This window comes from Paenibacillus nitricinens (assembly GCF_052056485.1).
Classification (GTDB): Bacteria; Bacillota; Bacilli; order Paenibacillales; family Paenibacillaceae; genus Paenibacillus_AQ; species Paenibacillus_AQ nitricinens.
This window is the reverse complement of the sequence record NZ_CP183948.1, coordinates 1,961,549-1,978,563: the sequence shown is the minus strand read 5'-3', so window position 1 is coordinate 1,978,563 and position 17,015 is coordinate 1,961,549. Positions and strand designations below refer to the sequence as shown.

Here is a 17,015-nt window from a genome sequence, read left to right as displayed (position 1 = left end):
CTCCTTCTAAGACAAGAAGAACGCCTTAAAGTCATTAAGTTAAAAAAACGAGCAAAACTCCAATACATAGGAGAGTTGCTCGTTTTATTGTTTTTACTAATAAGATTTAATTCTCATACTTGAAAAGAAACCATAGATTGCTTAAGATCTGCTGCTAAGCTCTCTAGCTTTTGAGATAAAGCAACAAGCTCCTCACTTACAGTAAACTGCTGTGAGGACATCGAAGCTACCTCCTCTGTCGAAGCCGTTGTCTGCTGCACTATGGCACTGACACTCGCCATGGATTCGCCTAATTGACGCTGAAACGCTATCAGTTCATGAATAGAAGATGAGGATTCATTAATATGTCCCATGAAGTGTTCCATTTCCTCTTTCACACTGGCAAATATCGTCGATGACTCCCGTACGGAAGAAATCTGTTCACGAAACTTTGGAGCGGTCTCATTGATATCCTTAACGGTGTTCTCAATGTGTAGACCAATCTCTTCTGTAATCTTGGAAACCGATTGAATCGACTCATTCGATTGGTTAGCGAGCTGTCTGATTTCATCCGCAATCACTATAAAACCTCTGCCTGCCGCACCCGCTCTTACCGCTTCTATGGTGGCATTTAGTGCCAAGATATTGGTCTGCTTATTCACGGCTATCATAGGACTAAGAATACTGCGAATTAAATGTGTACTCTCTCTAAGCTTATTGGAGTTTTCTTGTATCCGATTGAACATCTCCACCGTAGATTCACTCTGCTCTACTAGCAGCTTCATCAGCTCTGTCCCCTGATCACTAACCTCGATAACCCGCTCCGCAGAAGCATCCATTACTGTATTTAATTCAGTTACTTGGCTCATTTTACTGCCAATGATTTCGACATTATGATGGCTTCTTTCTGCTTCAGCAGCAAGGCTGGCGGCTCCAAGTGCAATCTCACCCGTAGCAGACGCGACCTCTCTGGCATGAAGTGAGGTTGTACCTGATGCTTTAACTAATTGTTCCGAGGTACCCAGCACTTCATCCGCTGACATCTCACTCTGGCTTGCCAGAAGAGAAATTTGCTCCATCATTTTGTTGAAGCTATGCCCAAGCCGGCCAATCTCATCCTTACCTTTAAAATTCGTTCGTACCCGAAGATTTCCTCGTTCGCCATCTTCCATTAAAGTCGCCAGCTTACCCAGAGGACGTCCAACCAAACGAACCAGAATATAACCAATTAACAGGGCTATCACGGCAGCTGCCAGCACCACAGAGAACGTGATATACAGAAGCTTGTCCGCCGACTTCGTAAAATCACTGACCGGTGCATAGCCCATGAGTGTCCACTTCGCAGTTTTTAAAGGCTGATACACGACAAGCTGCGGACTTCCGTTCTCATCGGCTGCTGTAAAGGAATGTTTCTTCTCTACATCTTGCTCATCTGTTACTTTTATGTAAGAGGGTTGACCCAGTTTAGCATGATCCGCACCATAAACTATGTTACCTTCTGTGCTCAAAATTCGAATCTCACCCGTAATTCCAATCTGAAGATTAGACAACATTTCGGTCATGGCCTTGCCTTTAACTTCGATCAGCATATAATACTCCGCTTCAGGATGTACAAGATTGCGAAGCAATCTCCCCATAGTTAAAGTAGGTTCAGTATAAGCATCAAAGAAGCCCTTCTCACGAACCGGAAACCACACTGGCTCCCCTTTAGCATCTGCAATTTGTTTCAGTCTTTCAGCAATACCTTCATCACTACGAAGGCCACTAATGCCAGTAGATTTATACGATTCCGTTTCTTCCAAGCTCTTAGATACCAGTCTGACGCCATACATCCGCTCATCTGATCCTTTAACTAAGTCTAGCTTTCTACGAATCCGATCTTCCGCGGAAACTTTGGCTACCGTTGTAAGTTCTCCACTTTTTATGTTTTCCAAATCACCTTTTAATGCGGAGTCGAGGGCAAACTGCCTTGAGAGCGCTTCGTATTCTGTTAGGACAAAATCCAGCTTGTCCGCTGCTTGAACTACAGACTGCGAAGAGGCTGCGGCAACCTCATCTGTAATGATATCTTTAGCAGCAAAATATGAAGTCAATCCTAGTACAGAAGATAAGAGCACTATGGAGCTGAATAGAATAACGAACAGCTTTATTCCAACGGATCTAATTTGTAGAGTCCATAGCTTTTTCATTATGTTCACTCCCTATAATGGAATAAGGGTACAGCCCTCCATTTCTGTACAAAGGCTGTACCCTGTTCATTCATTAGTTTGAAGTATTTCCGTTTACCCTTTACTGGCTCCTGCGGTCAATCCATCTACAAGCAGACGCTGCAAGAATACAAACAAAATCATAATCGGAATAGAGATCAGAACAGCACCGGCAGAGAACAAGGTAAAGTTAGTGTTTTGGTTCGTGTTAACCATATCCCACATTCCAACTGCGACGGTCCAGTTTTCCTTCGTCCGTAAAATAAGTCTGGCAAAAATGAAATCGACCCAAGGACCGACAAACTGAGTCAGTGCCATGTAAGTGATCATAGGGCGTGACAAGGGAAGAATAATTCGCATAAAGATACCGAAATTGCTCGCCCCGTCTATTCGAGCCGCCTCATCCAAAGAACGAGGAATGGTGTCGAGGAAGCCTTTGGCGATAAAGGTCCCCCCGAGCGGCGCCCCGGCTGCATAAACGATAATCAAGGCAATATGCGTATCCAGCAAATTAAACTCCTTAAGGAGCATATAAATGGCAATCATACTCATAAAACCAGGGAACATCCCAAGGATCAGAACCGTAGATAATGCTGTTTTACGCGCTTTAAACCGGAATCTGGATACAGCATAACTGGTTAACAAGGTAAGTACTACACCGATAAGCATGGAGAATATGGCTATTTTCAATGTATTCGCATACCAAGTTCCAAACATATAGCTTGGTGACGTGAACAATTCTCTGTAGTGATCGAAGGTGAATTGTTCAGGGATAAACGTTTTGCTGTACAATGATTTACCAGGCCGGAAGGAAGCAAATAGAATCCAGAGGGCCGGATAGAGTGCCGCTATCGACAAAGCAATCAAGATGATGTAACTACCACTTAAGCGAATAAAGTTCGCGATCTTTCTGCTCATTGGATCATATCCTCCTCTTTGAATGATTTCGTCCGGCGGTAATTGTACAGGGAGAATGAAGCAACAATGATAAAGATAATAATCCCTATTGCCGAAGCCATGTTGTTTTTATTCTGATCAAGTGTTAATTTGTATAGCCAGGTTACCAGCAAGTCCGTGGAACCGGCATATTGATAATCACCATTTACAGGACTACCACCTGTTAATAGGAAGATCGCATTAAAGTTGTTAATGTTACCTGCGAATTGCGTAATTAAAGTAGGCGCTGTGGAGAACAATACCATCGGTAACGTAACAATACGGAACTTCTGATAACCTGATGCTCCATCCACCTCAGCGGCTTCATACATATCCCGAGGGATTGTAGTCAGTACGCCCATAATAAGTAACATTGAGACTGGAATACCAACCCACATGTTAACAATAATTACGGTAACCTTAGCCCAGAATGGATCTGTCAGCCATGGTAATCCGCCCATTCCAAAATACCCAAGGTATTGGTTGATCGGACCGAATTGACCGTTAAATAAATTGCGCATCAGCAGCAAAGAGATTAACTGTGGTACTGCGTAAGGCACAATCAGAATAACTCTCCACATTCCTTTGAAACGAATACCTTTTTGGCTCACCAATAAGGCTACCAATAGTCCTCCGAAATATGTAGTAATCGTTGAAAGAACTGCCCAGATAATCGTCCATGTTAATACACCATAAAAGGTGTGGCTCCATGTTTTGAGAACTAATAAATTTCGGAAGGTCTGAAATCCAACCCAGTCCACCAATTTAGCGGGTGGAAGATGATCAGGTGCGGAATAGTTCGTAAACGCCAGCAGGATCATGAAGATGATTGGCATGATTGTAAAGAATAGAACACCAATACCCGGCAAGACCAAGAACGTCTGAGCGAACTTATAATCCAGTATATAGCGAACACTTTGTTTAAAGGTGTTTGCCTGAAGACCGTTATCGCGTTTCTCTCCAGTCTTATAAGCATCTTTAATGTTCAAATACCAAGCGAGGATTATGATGATAAGCATTAGAATGGTGATCAAGCTTTGAATCAAAATATAAATCGAGTGATCACCAGCTACCATCTTAGCAATACCTTTTACTTTTACCAAACGGCTAGGGTTCTCTCCTAGTGTGACAAAACCCCATAAAGCAGTAGCAAGATTCTGAATAAAATAATAAACAGCGGCGGCTTCTACAACTAAAAACATGATTCCTTTGATGAATTGGCGGTTATATATTTGTCCCAATCCCATGAAAATCGTCGACAGTATTGCGGCCCTCGTGCGATGTCGCTGCATTTCGCTTCCGTTCTCCTCTCCGAGTGAAAATAAGAAGCTGCCCTCCGCTAAACATGCGACGGGCAGCTTGATTCACTGTATGCTGTTAAGACTGTGATTTATGATCCTTATTGCGATGAACTGTTGTTCAAATCTTTGATTTGTTGAACGGCTTTGTCCATTGCTGCTTTTGGATCTACACCCTTATCCCAAATTTCTGGGAGTGCTGCATTTACAGGGCTCCAAACGTTACCCATTTCAGGGATAGAAGGCATTGGTTGGGAACTCTTAGCTTGTGCTGCAAAAGCGGATACGAATGGATCATTAACGATTTGTGGATCAAGAAGCGCTTCGTTGTTAGTAGGAACAGAACCGATCGTTTTGTTCAGTAACAATTGAGCGTCTTTGCTTGAAGCAAAATGAGCGTACAATTTTGCAGCATTCGGATATTGAGTAAACGAGTTAACTGCGAAAATTTTGATACCAGAGAATGTGATGGCTGTTTTGCCATTTACTGTAGGGATCGGTGCGATACCAAGGTTATCTCCGAGAGCGGCTTTGTAGCCTCCAAGCTCCCAAGGACCAGTGATATCCATCGCTACATCACCAGAGTTGAACAAGCTGCGTTTGATATCACTATTGATATCTCCACTCTTAATTGGCAATGCTTCTTTCATTTTCACAAATTCTTTAAGTCCTGCAACAGCTCCATCATTAGCAAGTCCGATATCTTCTTTATCTGTACCGTCCTTACCGAACAGATATCCGCCATCGGAAGCGATAAACATGTAGTTGAAGTACAAGTTTCCTACTTCCCACATAATTCCGTATCTGTTCTTGGATTTATCGGTGAATGTTTTGCTGAAAGCAAGAACATCGTCGAAAGACTTAGGTGCTTCTTTAACGAGTGATTTATTGTAGAACAATGCATAAGTTTCTGCTGCTCTTGGGTAACCATACAATTCGCCTTCGTACGAAGATCCGATAATCGAAGCTTCAGTATTGCTAGCTTTTGTTTCTTCACCGAAGACATCGTTAGGAAGAACCAAGCTCGCACTTGCCGCTTTACCTAAGTTGTCGTGAGGAATAAGGATAACGTCTGCAGCTAATCCTGAAGGACCATCTTGCGTAAGTTTAGTTACTTGATCTGGTGGTGCCAACTCTTCGATCTTGACTGGAACGTTATATTTCGCTGTGAACTGCTTAGCAATTTCATCTGCGAATGGTCTTTCTTCCTTACTTTCCCATACGACTAGAGTCGCTCCATCTTCAGGGACAATCTCTCCTGTTGCAGCTGCATCTGTGCTCTCTGGCGCTGCAGTCTCTGTAGTGTTGTTAGCAGCATTAGTAGCTTTTGCTGCATTGTTTCCCCCGGCATTCCCATTGTTGTTCGAACCACACGCTGTAACGGACAGTGCCATAGAGACAGCAGCGGTGATAACCATCACTTTTTTCAACTTCATTACTTTAACCCCTCCCAATTTTAAAAAAGAATAAGATGGTAAAATAGTAGAACCAGAAACTTGCGCAAACGATTTCAGAAAAGCTAAAAAAAAAGTTATTCTTTTAGCTCGCTCCTTCTTGAGGTGCAATTCGCAGTGCAAGAAAGCGCTTCATTCATGAATACATCATACAACAGTATCGTTTGTTTTTAAAAACGTTTGCACATACCATATTTGACCATTTTCCATTAATTGATAAAGACTATAGGCATTTATCTCCATTTTTCACATGATATCTTTTAATTAATCGATAATTCATGTGTTTAAAAATGGAATTGTTATTTTATTTTCCCCTCATATCCCACAAATTCACTTTTCCTATAGATTTACAATTATCTGAGCGTAGAAACGCGCATATACTTAAGTGAAAATTTGTGCAATGGTTTGAACAAGAGTATTGAAAGCCCTTTTATTCCATGTTATAATCCAAATCGTTAAGAGGCACTCCAACATGAATCAACGCATCTATTGTCTGCCTCCTGTTTTATATAACTAAAAGGCAATGTTACTTATGAAAGGTACAACCTCGGACAAGCTACTTCGCGGCGGTTGTGCCTCTTTGTTTTGTGCAAGATTGCCTCATCATTTGCGCATGTTGCATAAAAAACTGTGCAACCAATAACAATAGCGACATTCTAACCTCCACGCGCTGTGGTCAATGGTTCGGAAAAGTATCGCTCACAAAACTTAAGCGTATGCTTTCGAGGTAGTTTTGCCGAAGCTGGTCAGGGAAGTATCGCTTACAAAACTAAGCGTATGCTTTCGAAGTAGTTTTGCCGAAGCTGGTCAGGGAAGTATCGCTTACAAAACTAAGCGTATGCTTTCGAAGTAGTTTTGCCGAAGCTGGTCAAGGAAGTATCGCTTACAAAACTAAGCGTATGCTTTCGAAGTAGTTTTGCCGAAGCTGGTCAGGGAAGTATCGCTTACAAAACTAAGCGTAAGCTTTCGAAGTAGTTTTGCCGAAGCTGGTCAGGGAAGTATCGCTTACAAAACTTTAGGAGGACTTATTCATGTTACTGGAAGCTGTGTACCATCGCCCGCGGTTAAATTGGTCTTATGCCTATAATGAGAGTACGATTCACTTGCGTCTCCGCGCTAAAAAAGGGGATTTAACAGAAGTATTTGCTTTTGCAGGGGATAAGTACACTTGGGATACCACGAAAGAGCTAATTCCCATGACCCTCTTCACTTCTGATGCTATGTTCGATTATTGGGAATGTGCTTCAGTTCCCATCTATCGCCGATTGAAATACGGATTCTTACTGCAAAAGGATAACGAGAAAGTTTGGATGACCGAAAATGATTTTCAAACGAATCGCCCAGAAAATCCAAACAAGCTTTTCGAGTTCCCATTTATTAACCCCGTTGATGTGTTCACTCCACCTGCCTGGGTAAAGGACGCTGTTTTCTATCAGATCTTCCCTGAACGATTTGCAAATGGTGACCCTAGCCTTGATCCAAAAGATGTTCAGCCATGGGGAGCAGAGCCAACACCAACCAATTTTTTTGGCGGCGACCTGCAAGGGGTTATTGATCATCTGGATCATCTTAACGAGCTTGGCATCAATGCTATTTATTTCACACCACTCTTCACTGCAACTACTAATCATAAATACGATACAGAAGATTACATGAAAGTTGATCCGCATTTCGGGGATATTGCAACGTTAAAAAAACTCGTCGACCTCTGCCATAAACGTGGAATTCGTGTGCTGTTAGACGCTGTATTTAACCACTCCGGTGGAACCTTCGCTCCATTTTTAGATGTTCAGGAAAAGGGAGAAGACTCCATTTACAAAGACTGGTTCCATATTCGTGAGTTTCCGCTTAAGGTTGTAAACGGCATTCCTACTTATGATACTTTTGCCTTTGAACCACATATGCCAAAGCTTAATACTGAACATCCTGAAGTTAAAGAGTACTTACTGAAGGTCGCTGAATTCTGGATTACAGAAGTTGGAATCGATGGTTGGCGCCTTGATGTAGCCAATGAAGTAGACCATGATTTCTGGCGTGAATTCCGCAAGGTGGTAAAGCGCGCTAATCCTGAGGCCTACATCCTTGGAGAAATCTGGCATGAATCTGCTCCGTGGCTGGAGGGTGATAAATTCGATGCTGTCATGAACTATCCCTTCACTGATGCCGTCTTAGACTTTTTTGTTCACGGTAACCTTGATGCAGAGGGATTTGCCAACTCTATCGGCAGACAGTTATCGCGTTACCCACTGCAGGCAAGTGAAGTTGCCTTCAATCTGTTAGATAGTCATGACACGCCACGCTTACTTACGCTGGCTGCGGGCGACAAAAATAAAATGCGATTAGCTGCACTATTCCAGTTCACCTTTATGGGTACTCCTTGTATCTATTATGGCGACGAGTTCGGAATGGACGGTGAGGGTGACCCAGGTTGTCGTAAATGCATGGAGTGGAACCCTGAGAAGCAGGATCATGATCTGTTCGAATTCTACCGTCAGCTCATTCAAATACGCAATGAGCAACCTGCACTTCGTACGGGGACATTTACTTTCTTGGAGGCAGGTCGACAAGGCAGTAAGATAGCCTATGAGCGCCGATTGGATCTTGAGACTATAGTTGTACTGATCAATAGCGAAGAGACCGCTCAAACGTTCCGTGTTGACGTAGACGAGCGAAATTGGGAAAACTTATTCACGGCCGATACAGTGCGTGCTGAGCGTGGCAAGCTGAACGTGAAGATGCCTGCTTATGGTTTCGCTATACTTAAAGCAATCAACTAGATTTAAGCCTTTGACCGTAAAAAACATAACATAATAAAACAGGGTATCTCACTAGCTAGGATAGCTGTGGGATACCCTGTTTTCAATTAGAGATTACTAAGCATGACTTACACATTACTAGCCAACTACTAATACTTCGGTGCACTACAATCAGCACACCGAAGTCCAGTTTACTTGCTCAGTAGCGTATAAATAATCTGTGCGCTTTCGGCGCGGGTCATCCACCCTTTTGGAGCAAATTGATTGTTCTCTCTGCCTTGCAGAAGCCCTAGACCTGCCGCAGTCTTCACGTAGCTATCTGCCCATTTGCTGATACTAGATGCATCTGCAAATGTCGTGACACCCACTGCTGGGTCGATCTTCTTACCAGACTTCACTTCAAGCGCACGGATTACCATGATAGCCATTTCCTCACGGGTAATGGAAGCATTCGGTGCAAAGGTATCCTTGCTTCGACCACTAACAATGCCGAGCTTAGACGCTGTTGCTACGTATGATGAATACCATGCATCTGACTTAATATCAGTAAATTGAACCTGTCCCTCAGCATTTAAACCGAGCGCACGAACTAGTAATGCGGTGAATTCTGCACGGCTAACGTTGCTCTTCGGATTAAACTCGGTTGTTGTAACCCCTGAAACAATTTGTTTTGCTGCAAGAGACTGAATTACGTTAAATGCCCAATAGGTATTTGGAACATCCTTAAACGACTTCACAATCTCAAGTACACCATATTTGCTAAAGTGCGTGACTTGTGCAGATATCACGCCATCATTCAGCTGTCCTCCTACGTACTCAAGCTCACCATTATCGCCCAAATAGTAGATACCCAATAAATCTTTATTGAATTGGCCTTTAATTTTAAACGAAATCGTAATCGGTTCATCGAACTTCTTAACTACAATCCGGGTACCGTCTTTCTTCAGAATGCTAAGTCTCAATTCAAACACATCGGATAGCGAAGTTACGGTTCCTGCCTCTTTGTTTAAACCATCTACTACTGCTTTTGCAGCAGACTGGACCATTGGATTCAGCTCCAACAGGATTTGAGCACCTTCTGCATCCACAACTGAAGCTAAACTTGGTATTGTACTTAACAGTTTGTTAGGGATAGTAACTAATAAATCCCCCATTCTAAATACTAGATTATTCGATCCTAACGTTTTTGCAGCTTGCAACGGTAACAACACTGCTGTCTTACCTGCAGCAATATCGATTTGCACCTTTCCATCTTTACCATTTTTCAAGCTGTCCTCACTGACAACTTGAGTGTCAGCAGGGGTTGTTGGGCTAACAACGTTACCACCAGGTGATGGTGTTGCTGTCACTTTAGATACCCCAGATAGAATAACCGTACCCCCATCATCTCTGCCTGGTAGATCAATGGTTACTTTTTGATCAGTGGATACCGTGAAGGTTTTACCACTATATTCATCTTTTGCAGTCGAATTGGCAGTAAACGGTACTGGAATCTTTGCGGATTCCTCGGTAGTCTTAGTGTTGATAACCGTTACAACGTTCTCATCTTCATAAGATTTATTGAAAGCTAGATAACCTAAATCATCTGAGCCTGCCAGCTTCGTGCGCGTACCTTTGGAATATACTTTGGAGTATTTTGCACGGATATTCAACAGCTTCTGATAATGATCATGGAGTGGCTTTTCTGCAGTCAACTGATCCCACGGCATATCTTTACGGTTCTCACTGAACTCACCTTTAGACATGTCTCCTGCATTTTTGCCCGATTTTCCTAGTTCTTCTCCGTAATAAATGACTGGCTGTCCCTTGGCGGTGATTTGCAGAGCGGCTGCGATTTTCAGCTTGCCTTTGTCTCCATCTACATAATTGGACAAGAAGCCATCCTCATCATGACTACTTAGGAATTGAGCCATCACCTTTGTATTGTCTAGCTTCGTCTCACGTACCTGTAGATAGGAATCCACACTGTTTATTTTGCCATCGGTAAAATCCTTCGCTGCTGTCTTAAATCCAAAATCAAGCAGTCCGTCCATCTGGCCTGTTTCGAGCATTCCACCATTGCTATCAATGGTTCCGCCGAAGTATTCACCGGTCATTTTGAAATTTGGATCGATGGCAGTCAATGCATTTTTAAATGCTTTCCAAGTCGTATCTTCGACATGCTTGACAGTATCCACGCGGAAGTAGTCAATCGTATCTCCACGTTCCGTGCGAGCGTTGTCTAACCAGCCTGTTTGCCAATCGATAATTTGTTTGCGAACGGCTGGATCTTCTGTTTTGAAATCCGGCAACCCTGCAAGCTCGCCTTTGATTGGATCTGTATCCGCGGATACACCATCCGAACGAAGCATTCCTTCAAAACGCGCTTTATCCTCTGCTGTAATTGTTGGATCGGTATCGGTAGCCTTAAGACCATAACCCGTATGATTAAGTACAACGTCTACCATGATCTTGATGCCCTTGTCATGTGCCTTCTCGATCAATTCCTTGAAGGTTTCCATATCACCAAGATGCTCGTCGAGTTTTGTAAAGTCTTTGGCCCAATAGCCATGATATCCGTATTGTTTGAAGCCATCACCTTTATTAAAATCAATATTATCTACAATTGGCGTAATCCAAAGTGTGTTAATACCGAGTTCTTGTAAGTAATCTAAATTCTCGATCATGCCTCGGAAATCCCCACCATGATAAGCTTCCAGATGATCTTTATCTACATTCTCGTTATTCGTAGGATCTCCATCCTTAAATCGGTCTGTAAGCGCGAAGTAAATACGAGCCTCATCCCAATCAAAATCAAGCTTATCACCTGTATAGGTTCTAGCTTTAACCTCGATTGTTGCATTTTGCTTATGCGCATTGCCGTACTGGTCCACGAGCGTGATCGAAATATTCTTGATTCCCGCAGACACCGTGTCCTTTACAGCAACCGTCTGTTTCATCAATTCTGTATCTAACTTGACCCTGCTTGGTCCTCCAAGGTTAGTTAAATCCATATAACCTTCCGAATACTTTACATCGTCTGAAGAAGATGCATTGATCGTTACAACCGCATTCTGATTTGATGTAACTGCTTCTGGACTTACGGATGTCGTAATCGTAACGTCAGGAATATGATACACCACAACAGATTCATCATTCACCGTATTCTTAGGATCCGTTAATTCAGTAGTGACACCGTTTTTCGTGATCAAAAACGTATACTTATACGTACCTTCTACTAAATCAGTCAACGTATAAGTGAACCACTCATTAGCGGAATCGTAAGTCATCGGATACGAAATACCATTTACTTTTACTTTAGCAGCTGTAATCGCAGCCATATTATCATTACGGAACAAGGCATCATCGCGGTATCTAAACGTAAGCGTTCCATCTTTTAGAATTGGACCGTTAATACTTGGCTTGATATCAAACTCTTTAACCCCGCTAGTTACGTTCACTTTCGTGAACCCTTCACCCGGCGTCAATGGAATTTCACGATCATCCCCGTAAGGATCCTTAATCGACCAATCGGTACCTTTACGAATGACGAACCCTACTTTTGTCGCATTCTCAGCAACCTCAATTAGGACACTCGCTTTACCATCCTTAAAGGTATTAAAATCAATCTGGTCATTTTTAACTCCCGTATTCCAAACCCAGATGTTCCAATCCTTATAATCCTTATCACTACGCGTATAAGTGAACAGGACATATCTCTTATCCGTAACCTTAACGGTAACAGATGTAGAAATACCGCCATAAGTGATGGTAATTACAGCTGTTCCATTGCCAATCGCCTTCACTTGACCTTTATTGCTTACTGTAGCCACTTCAGGTTTATTGGAAGTGTAAGTAGCTGATTGTGTAACGTTTCTTCTGCTGTTGTCATCATATCTCGCAAAAACAGAAGTTTGATGCGTATTGCCTGCTGCCAGCGTATAGCTCGCATTCTCGGTCTCCAAAGAAGTAAGCGTAGCGGCTTCAGCTTCCATTTTGATAATTACAGCAGTTAAAGGCTCTAACATAATTGAATTTGCGGTTAAGGAGAAACCGCTCCATTGACCCACCGGAATTGCAGTGACACCAGCTTCATCATTGTCGACAAGCACCTGACCACTCGTCAAATCTTCCGAAAGGGTCAGTGTTCTAGCTGTGCTATCGCCATTCATGAAGACATAATAGATACCTGTGCCATCAGTAGCTTTGTTTGAATAACCAATAACAAGATCATCTGTCTTCATTTCTGGAGCAGGAATTAGGTTAACATTGGAATTAACCAGATCCTTGTCTCCCAATCGGAATGCGTCCGTGGACTTTCTCAGTTCCATTAGACCCGAAGTATATTTTCTTGTCGTGTTCTGGACAGGGAATTGTGATTCATCCGTTGCTTTCGTCCAGTCAAACATGTTGACCGCATCCGAAGAATCATACGAATCATGAATGAAATAACCGAAGGATTTTCCTTCGCTATCAAACATTTCAGTGTATTTATCCTGAGGAACCGTAGTATCCTTCCACTGCTTAGTACGTCCATATTCCTGGCCCGCATGAATGAAAGCCGTTCCTTGAGAGGTTAGAACAAGCATGTTGCCAAGTCTAATCCGCTTCTGGATTTCAAGCTCATTCTCTGCAATTGTAGGATCCTTCTTGATCGTTTGTGCAATCACATCATGCAGCGTCAAGTTATCATGTGCTTCGATGTACGGAACGATATCCCCTGGATCATCAGCGGGCGTATTTGATGGTTGTGCTTTAATATTGTTAAAGATTGTCGTGATTGGACGCGCACCGCCCGTAATAAATCTAGGCTGACCTTCAGAGCCATAACCAGATTTCAATTCATTACGGAACTCATCAGAGAAAACACCGACGCTATCCGTTTTATCCATCCAGTCCTGATCTGCACCTTTCCCAGCAAGGGAAGGATCAGCTGCAGCACCGCCGAATGTTCTCCAACCTTCACCAATAAAAAGAGCCTTCGGATTAATTGCTGCCGCGGCATCATAAGCATGCTGCACAGACTCTGCTGTCGCATCGCCCATCATATCCCAGCGCATCCCATCAATCTTGTACTCTTCAAACCAGTATTTCACGGAATCTACCATTAGTTTCTCAGCCATTTTGTGGTTGGTGGCCAGATTGTTTCCGAAACCTCCGATAAAGTTGCCCGTTGCATCTTGGAACGCATAGTAATTAGGTACGATGTCGTTTAAGAATTCTTTTTTAGCCATATGTGTGTATACTACATCCAGAACGACACCCATTCCAGCTTCATGCACGGCGTCAATTAAACCCTTTAACTCTTTAATTCGCTCTTCAGGATCGGCAGGTTTCTGAGAATAAGCACCGTCTGGAGAGAAGTAGCTGTGAGGATCATAACCCCAGTTATATTCATTGTTTTTGGCGGAATAATCTGTCTCTCTAGTCCCCATCTTTGTTTCATCCCCGTAATACCAAGCCATTACAGGAAGTAATTGAATATGAGTCACACCAAGAGATTTAATATAATCGAGCTTCTTTTCAAAAGCGCTATAAGAGCCCCATCTTTCGCCGCTCAGGCTATCTTGAATGGATACATCGGATGTAAAGTCTCTGACGTGGACTTCATAAATGATAGCGTCCTCTCGTTTTTCATAACCTGTAATGTCAGCATAACCAAAGGAATCCGGGTTCGTTTGGCTTAAATCAACGATAGCCGCTTTACCGACAGTATCACCGCCGACACCAGCAGCACCTGTAGTATCCACAGTAAATACCGCCATTGATTTAGCATAAGGATCTAGAACCTTATTAGTTACACCGTCATTTGTTACTTCGTATTGATAAAAGAATCCTCTTACATCATTTGTGGTAGTGCCTGTCAGGTCATTTGGTTTTAACTTGACCGACCAAACCCCTTGCTCTCCACTCGTTAAGTCCACACTACCCACTAGTACATTGGAGTCGTTCTTATCGTATACATTGACGACAACCGAACTAGCTTTAGGTGCCCACAATTTTAACGTGGCTGTTTTGTCAGCGTTGTACGTAGCCCCTAGATCGTCTCCCGTATAATTGTACATTTCATCAAGCATTCTCCAACCACTAGCCGCTGAGACCGTTTTACCTGAATAAGTAACGCTAAGCGGAACTTTATCCAGATCAAAGGCTGCTGTATCCACTTCAATTGAAGTTTTGCTGGTAATGGTTACAGCCGATACAGGAATAGAAACACCGTCTTTATCTTTAACGGTAATCTCATTCTTCAATGCTGCTGCATCCAAGCCGTCAGTTAACGTAAATCCAAGGAGGATTTTGCTAGTTGATAACACCTCTGCGGAAACTAAACCGATAGGTGTTTCACCAAATGGAGAAACATATACATTGTTGTCTCCTTCTTTTATCCACAGCTGATTGTAACGATCCAGCAGAGTAAAGCCTTTGTCACCGCCGTCCTTATTATCACCATTCAACGGGTTCACTACGAGAAAACCTATTTTTTTTGCAGCTTCTTTCAATGGAATATCAATATAGGCTCCAAAGCGTCCTACTTGATCTGCTTGGAATGGAACTGCATCTTTAGGCCAATCCTTAAGTGAAACTGCCACATCATCCCACAACCATAATCCATATTGACTTTGATTGGAATCTGATCTCATATAGTGGATCCGAACGGTATTTGCCGGAAGCTTAACTGGTTCATAAGGCGTAACTACATCGGAACCTTCTTTGATCCACACTTCATTGGTTTGTGGAGTATTAATCGCGAAGTTCTTATCTCCTCCATCCTTGTCACCACTAGCACGCTTTAGTGTGATGAATGAAATTGTCTTGGCCCCGTCCTTCACCGGCACATCTACATATGCTCCATAGGAATCCAATTGTCCTTCAGGAAAGGGAGTTGCACCCATCGCCCAACCATCAGAAGGGCTTACAACATCACCCCATAACCATAATCCCTTATCGGTGTAATCACTAGATTGATAGTGGACACGAATATGCCCTGCTGGAACAGGTGTAACCTCTACAGGTTCCGAAGGAATTTTATATTCTGCAGTTACACTATGTTCTCCCGTGTTGTACTTAAAGGTTACCTTAAGATCTAACGGTAAACTCAATGTCAGATCGGTCTCCGGATAAGATATATCTTCTGATTCTGTAGCTCCTGGAACAAAAACCTTGTATGTGTAATCTCCCTGCGGCACAGTAACAACTGTACTGTAGACACCATCAAAATCAGGATCTGATAAAGTAGACAATACTTCTGCTGGCAGGTTTCCTGTTAATCTTGGCAGCTTATCCGCAGCAATTGGCGTGTAGTACGTAGAATCAGCTATTTTATGAGTGATGTCATTGTAATAAAAGGTTACAGTCGTTTCTTCTTCAAACTTTATGTGGATATTCTCTCCATCATTTTTCCCTTGAGGGTTTGTATACTTTGCAAAGCCATAGTTCTCATCCCAACTATCATTCAGAGCAACCTTGTAATTATATTCCCCCGCTGGTAGAGTCCCAGTAAAAGAATACAGACCATTGTCTGAGTAAGTCATTTGGGTGACTACTGATGTCTCATCCCAATCCTTACCGGGATTTTCCGCCCCAGTAGAAATAAACTGTGATTGCAAATCACCGACCAAAACTACCTTTGTCGTTTCTGCAGAAACCTTAACAGGGTGTAAGCCAAGACTGGAGAACACAAGAGCAACGATCATGAAGATCGCGAACGTCCTCTTGCCCCATAAATTTATTTTCATTTTTGTAAAACCTCCCATAATTATGAATTGCTTTTGTGCAAGCGGATACATAATTTCTCGAACCCCGCCAATTATTCTGAGGTTATGAAATCATGTGTCTTCCTTCTGTAGTTGGAGAAAGTCTATGTGTGCGGCTCGTCAAACCGGATTAACAGCATCACCATCCTTTTCAAAGTAAAAGATTATCAGAAAAACAATGAAATCAGTGCAAACGTTTGCAACAAGTCTTGCACAAACCTAAGTACATAAACCTCATTCTTTAGTACAACGAATTCCGACCCAAATTCAGCCAATGTAAACGCTTGCTATATTTTGATTTACATACTAATGCTGTATTTATGGTATTGTCAACCAGTATTTTTATGTATTGAACGAACTCAAATTATCATAAAAGTAAAATAAAGAAAAGTAATCCTGATAATCCCATTAGGATTTATCCGATTTTTTGAGATTTTCTCTAATTCCATTCCTCGAATCGAATTTAGTATATACTCATCAATTGTTCTAAAAAAATTTGAGCCACACGTTTGCATTTATGAAATGCTCCTTTCGAAGAAATTGGATATTTTTTATACATATTAAGATCAATCTTGCTAATTTATTCATGCTTTTTTGGTGAAAACAAACAATTTTACATATAAATTTCTAATACTCTTTCCAAAAGTAGCAA

General features: G+C 42.3%; 6 protein-coding genes. 1 reads left to right on the top strand and 5 read right to left on the bottom strand.

Annotated elements, in window-relative coordinates:
* Nucleotides 1-113: 113 nt before the first annotated feature.
* The 4 genes from ACN6KS_RS08615 to ACN6KS_RS08600 form a co-directional block, all read right to left on the bottom strand.
* A complete protein-coding gene (locus ACN6KS_RS08615) occupies nt 114-2,168 on the bottom strand; it encodes a methyl-accepting chemotaxis protein (protein WP_341134166.1) in 2,055 nt (684 codons plus the stop codon).
* Nucleotides 2,169-2,261: 93 nt separating this feature from the next.
* On the bottom strand, nt 2,262-3,104 hold the full coding sequence (locus tag ACN6KS_RS08610; protein ID WP_094870357.1) for a sugar ABC transporter permease: 843 nt from the start codon (nt 3,102-3,104) through the stop codon (nt 2,262-2,264).
* A complete protein-coding gene (locus tag ACN6KS_RS08605; RefSeq protein ID WP_094870356.1) occupies nt 3,101-4,414 on the bottom strand; it encodes a sugar ABC transporter permease in 1,314 nt (437 codons plus the stop codon). The genes ACN6KS_RS08610 and ACN6KS_RS08605 overlap by 4 nt, the downstream gene beginning before the upstream one ends.
* A gap of 107 nt (nt 4,415-4,521) precedes the next feature.
* Nucleotides 4,522-5,856, bottom strand: a complete 1,335-nt coding sequence (locus ACN6KS_RS08600) for a sugar ABC transporter substrate-binding protein (protein ID WP_094870355.1) — start codon at nt 5,854-5,856, stop codon at nt 4,522-4,524.
* A gap of 1,049 nt (nt 5,857-6,905) precedes the next feature.
* Here ACN6KS_RS08600 and ACN6KS_RS08595 point away from each other — a divergent pair.
* Complete coding sequence (locus ACN6KS_RS08595) at nt 6,906-8,651, top strand: alpha-glycosidase (RefSeq protein WP_094873921.1); 1,746 nt, start codon at nt 6,906-6,908, stop codon at nt 8,649-8,651.
* 170 nt (nt 8,652-8,821) lie between these two features.
* On the opposite strand, the gene ACN6KS_RS08590 is transcribed toward ACN6KS_RS08595, so the two are convergent.
* Complete coding sequence (locus ACN6KS_RS08590) at nt 8,822-16,345, bottom strand: pullulanase (protein WP_440961800.1); 7,524 nt, start codon at nt 16,343-16,345, stop codon at nt 8,822-8,824.
* Nucleotides 16,346-17,015: the final 670 nt, after the last annotated feature.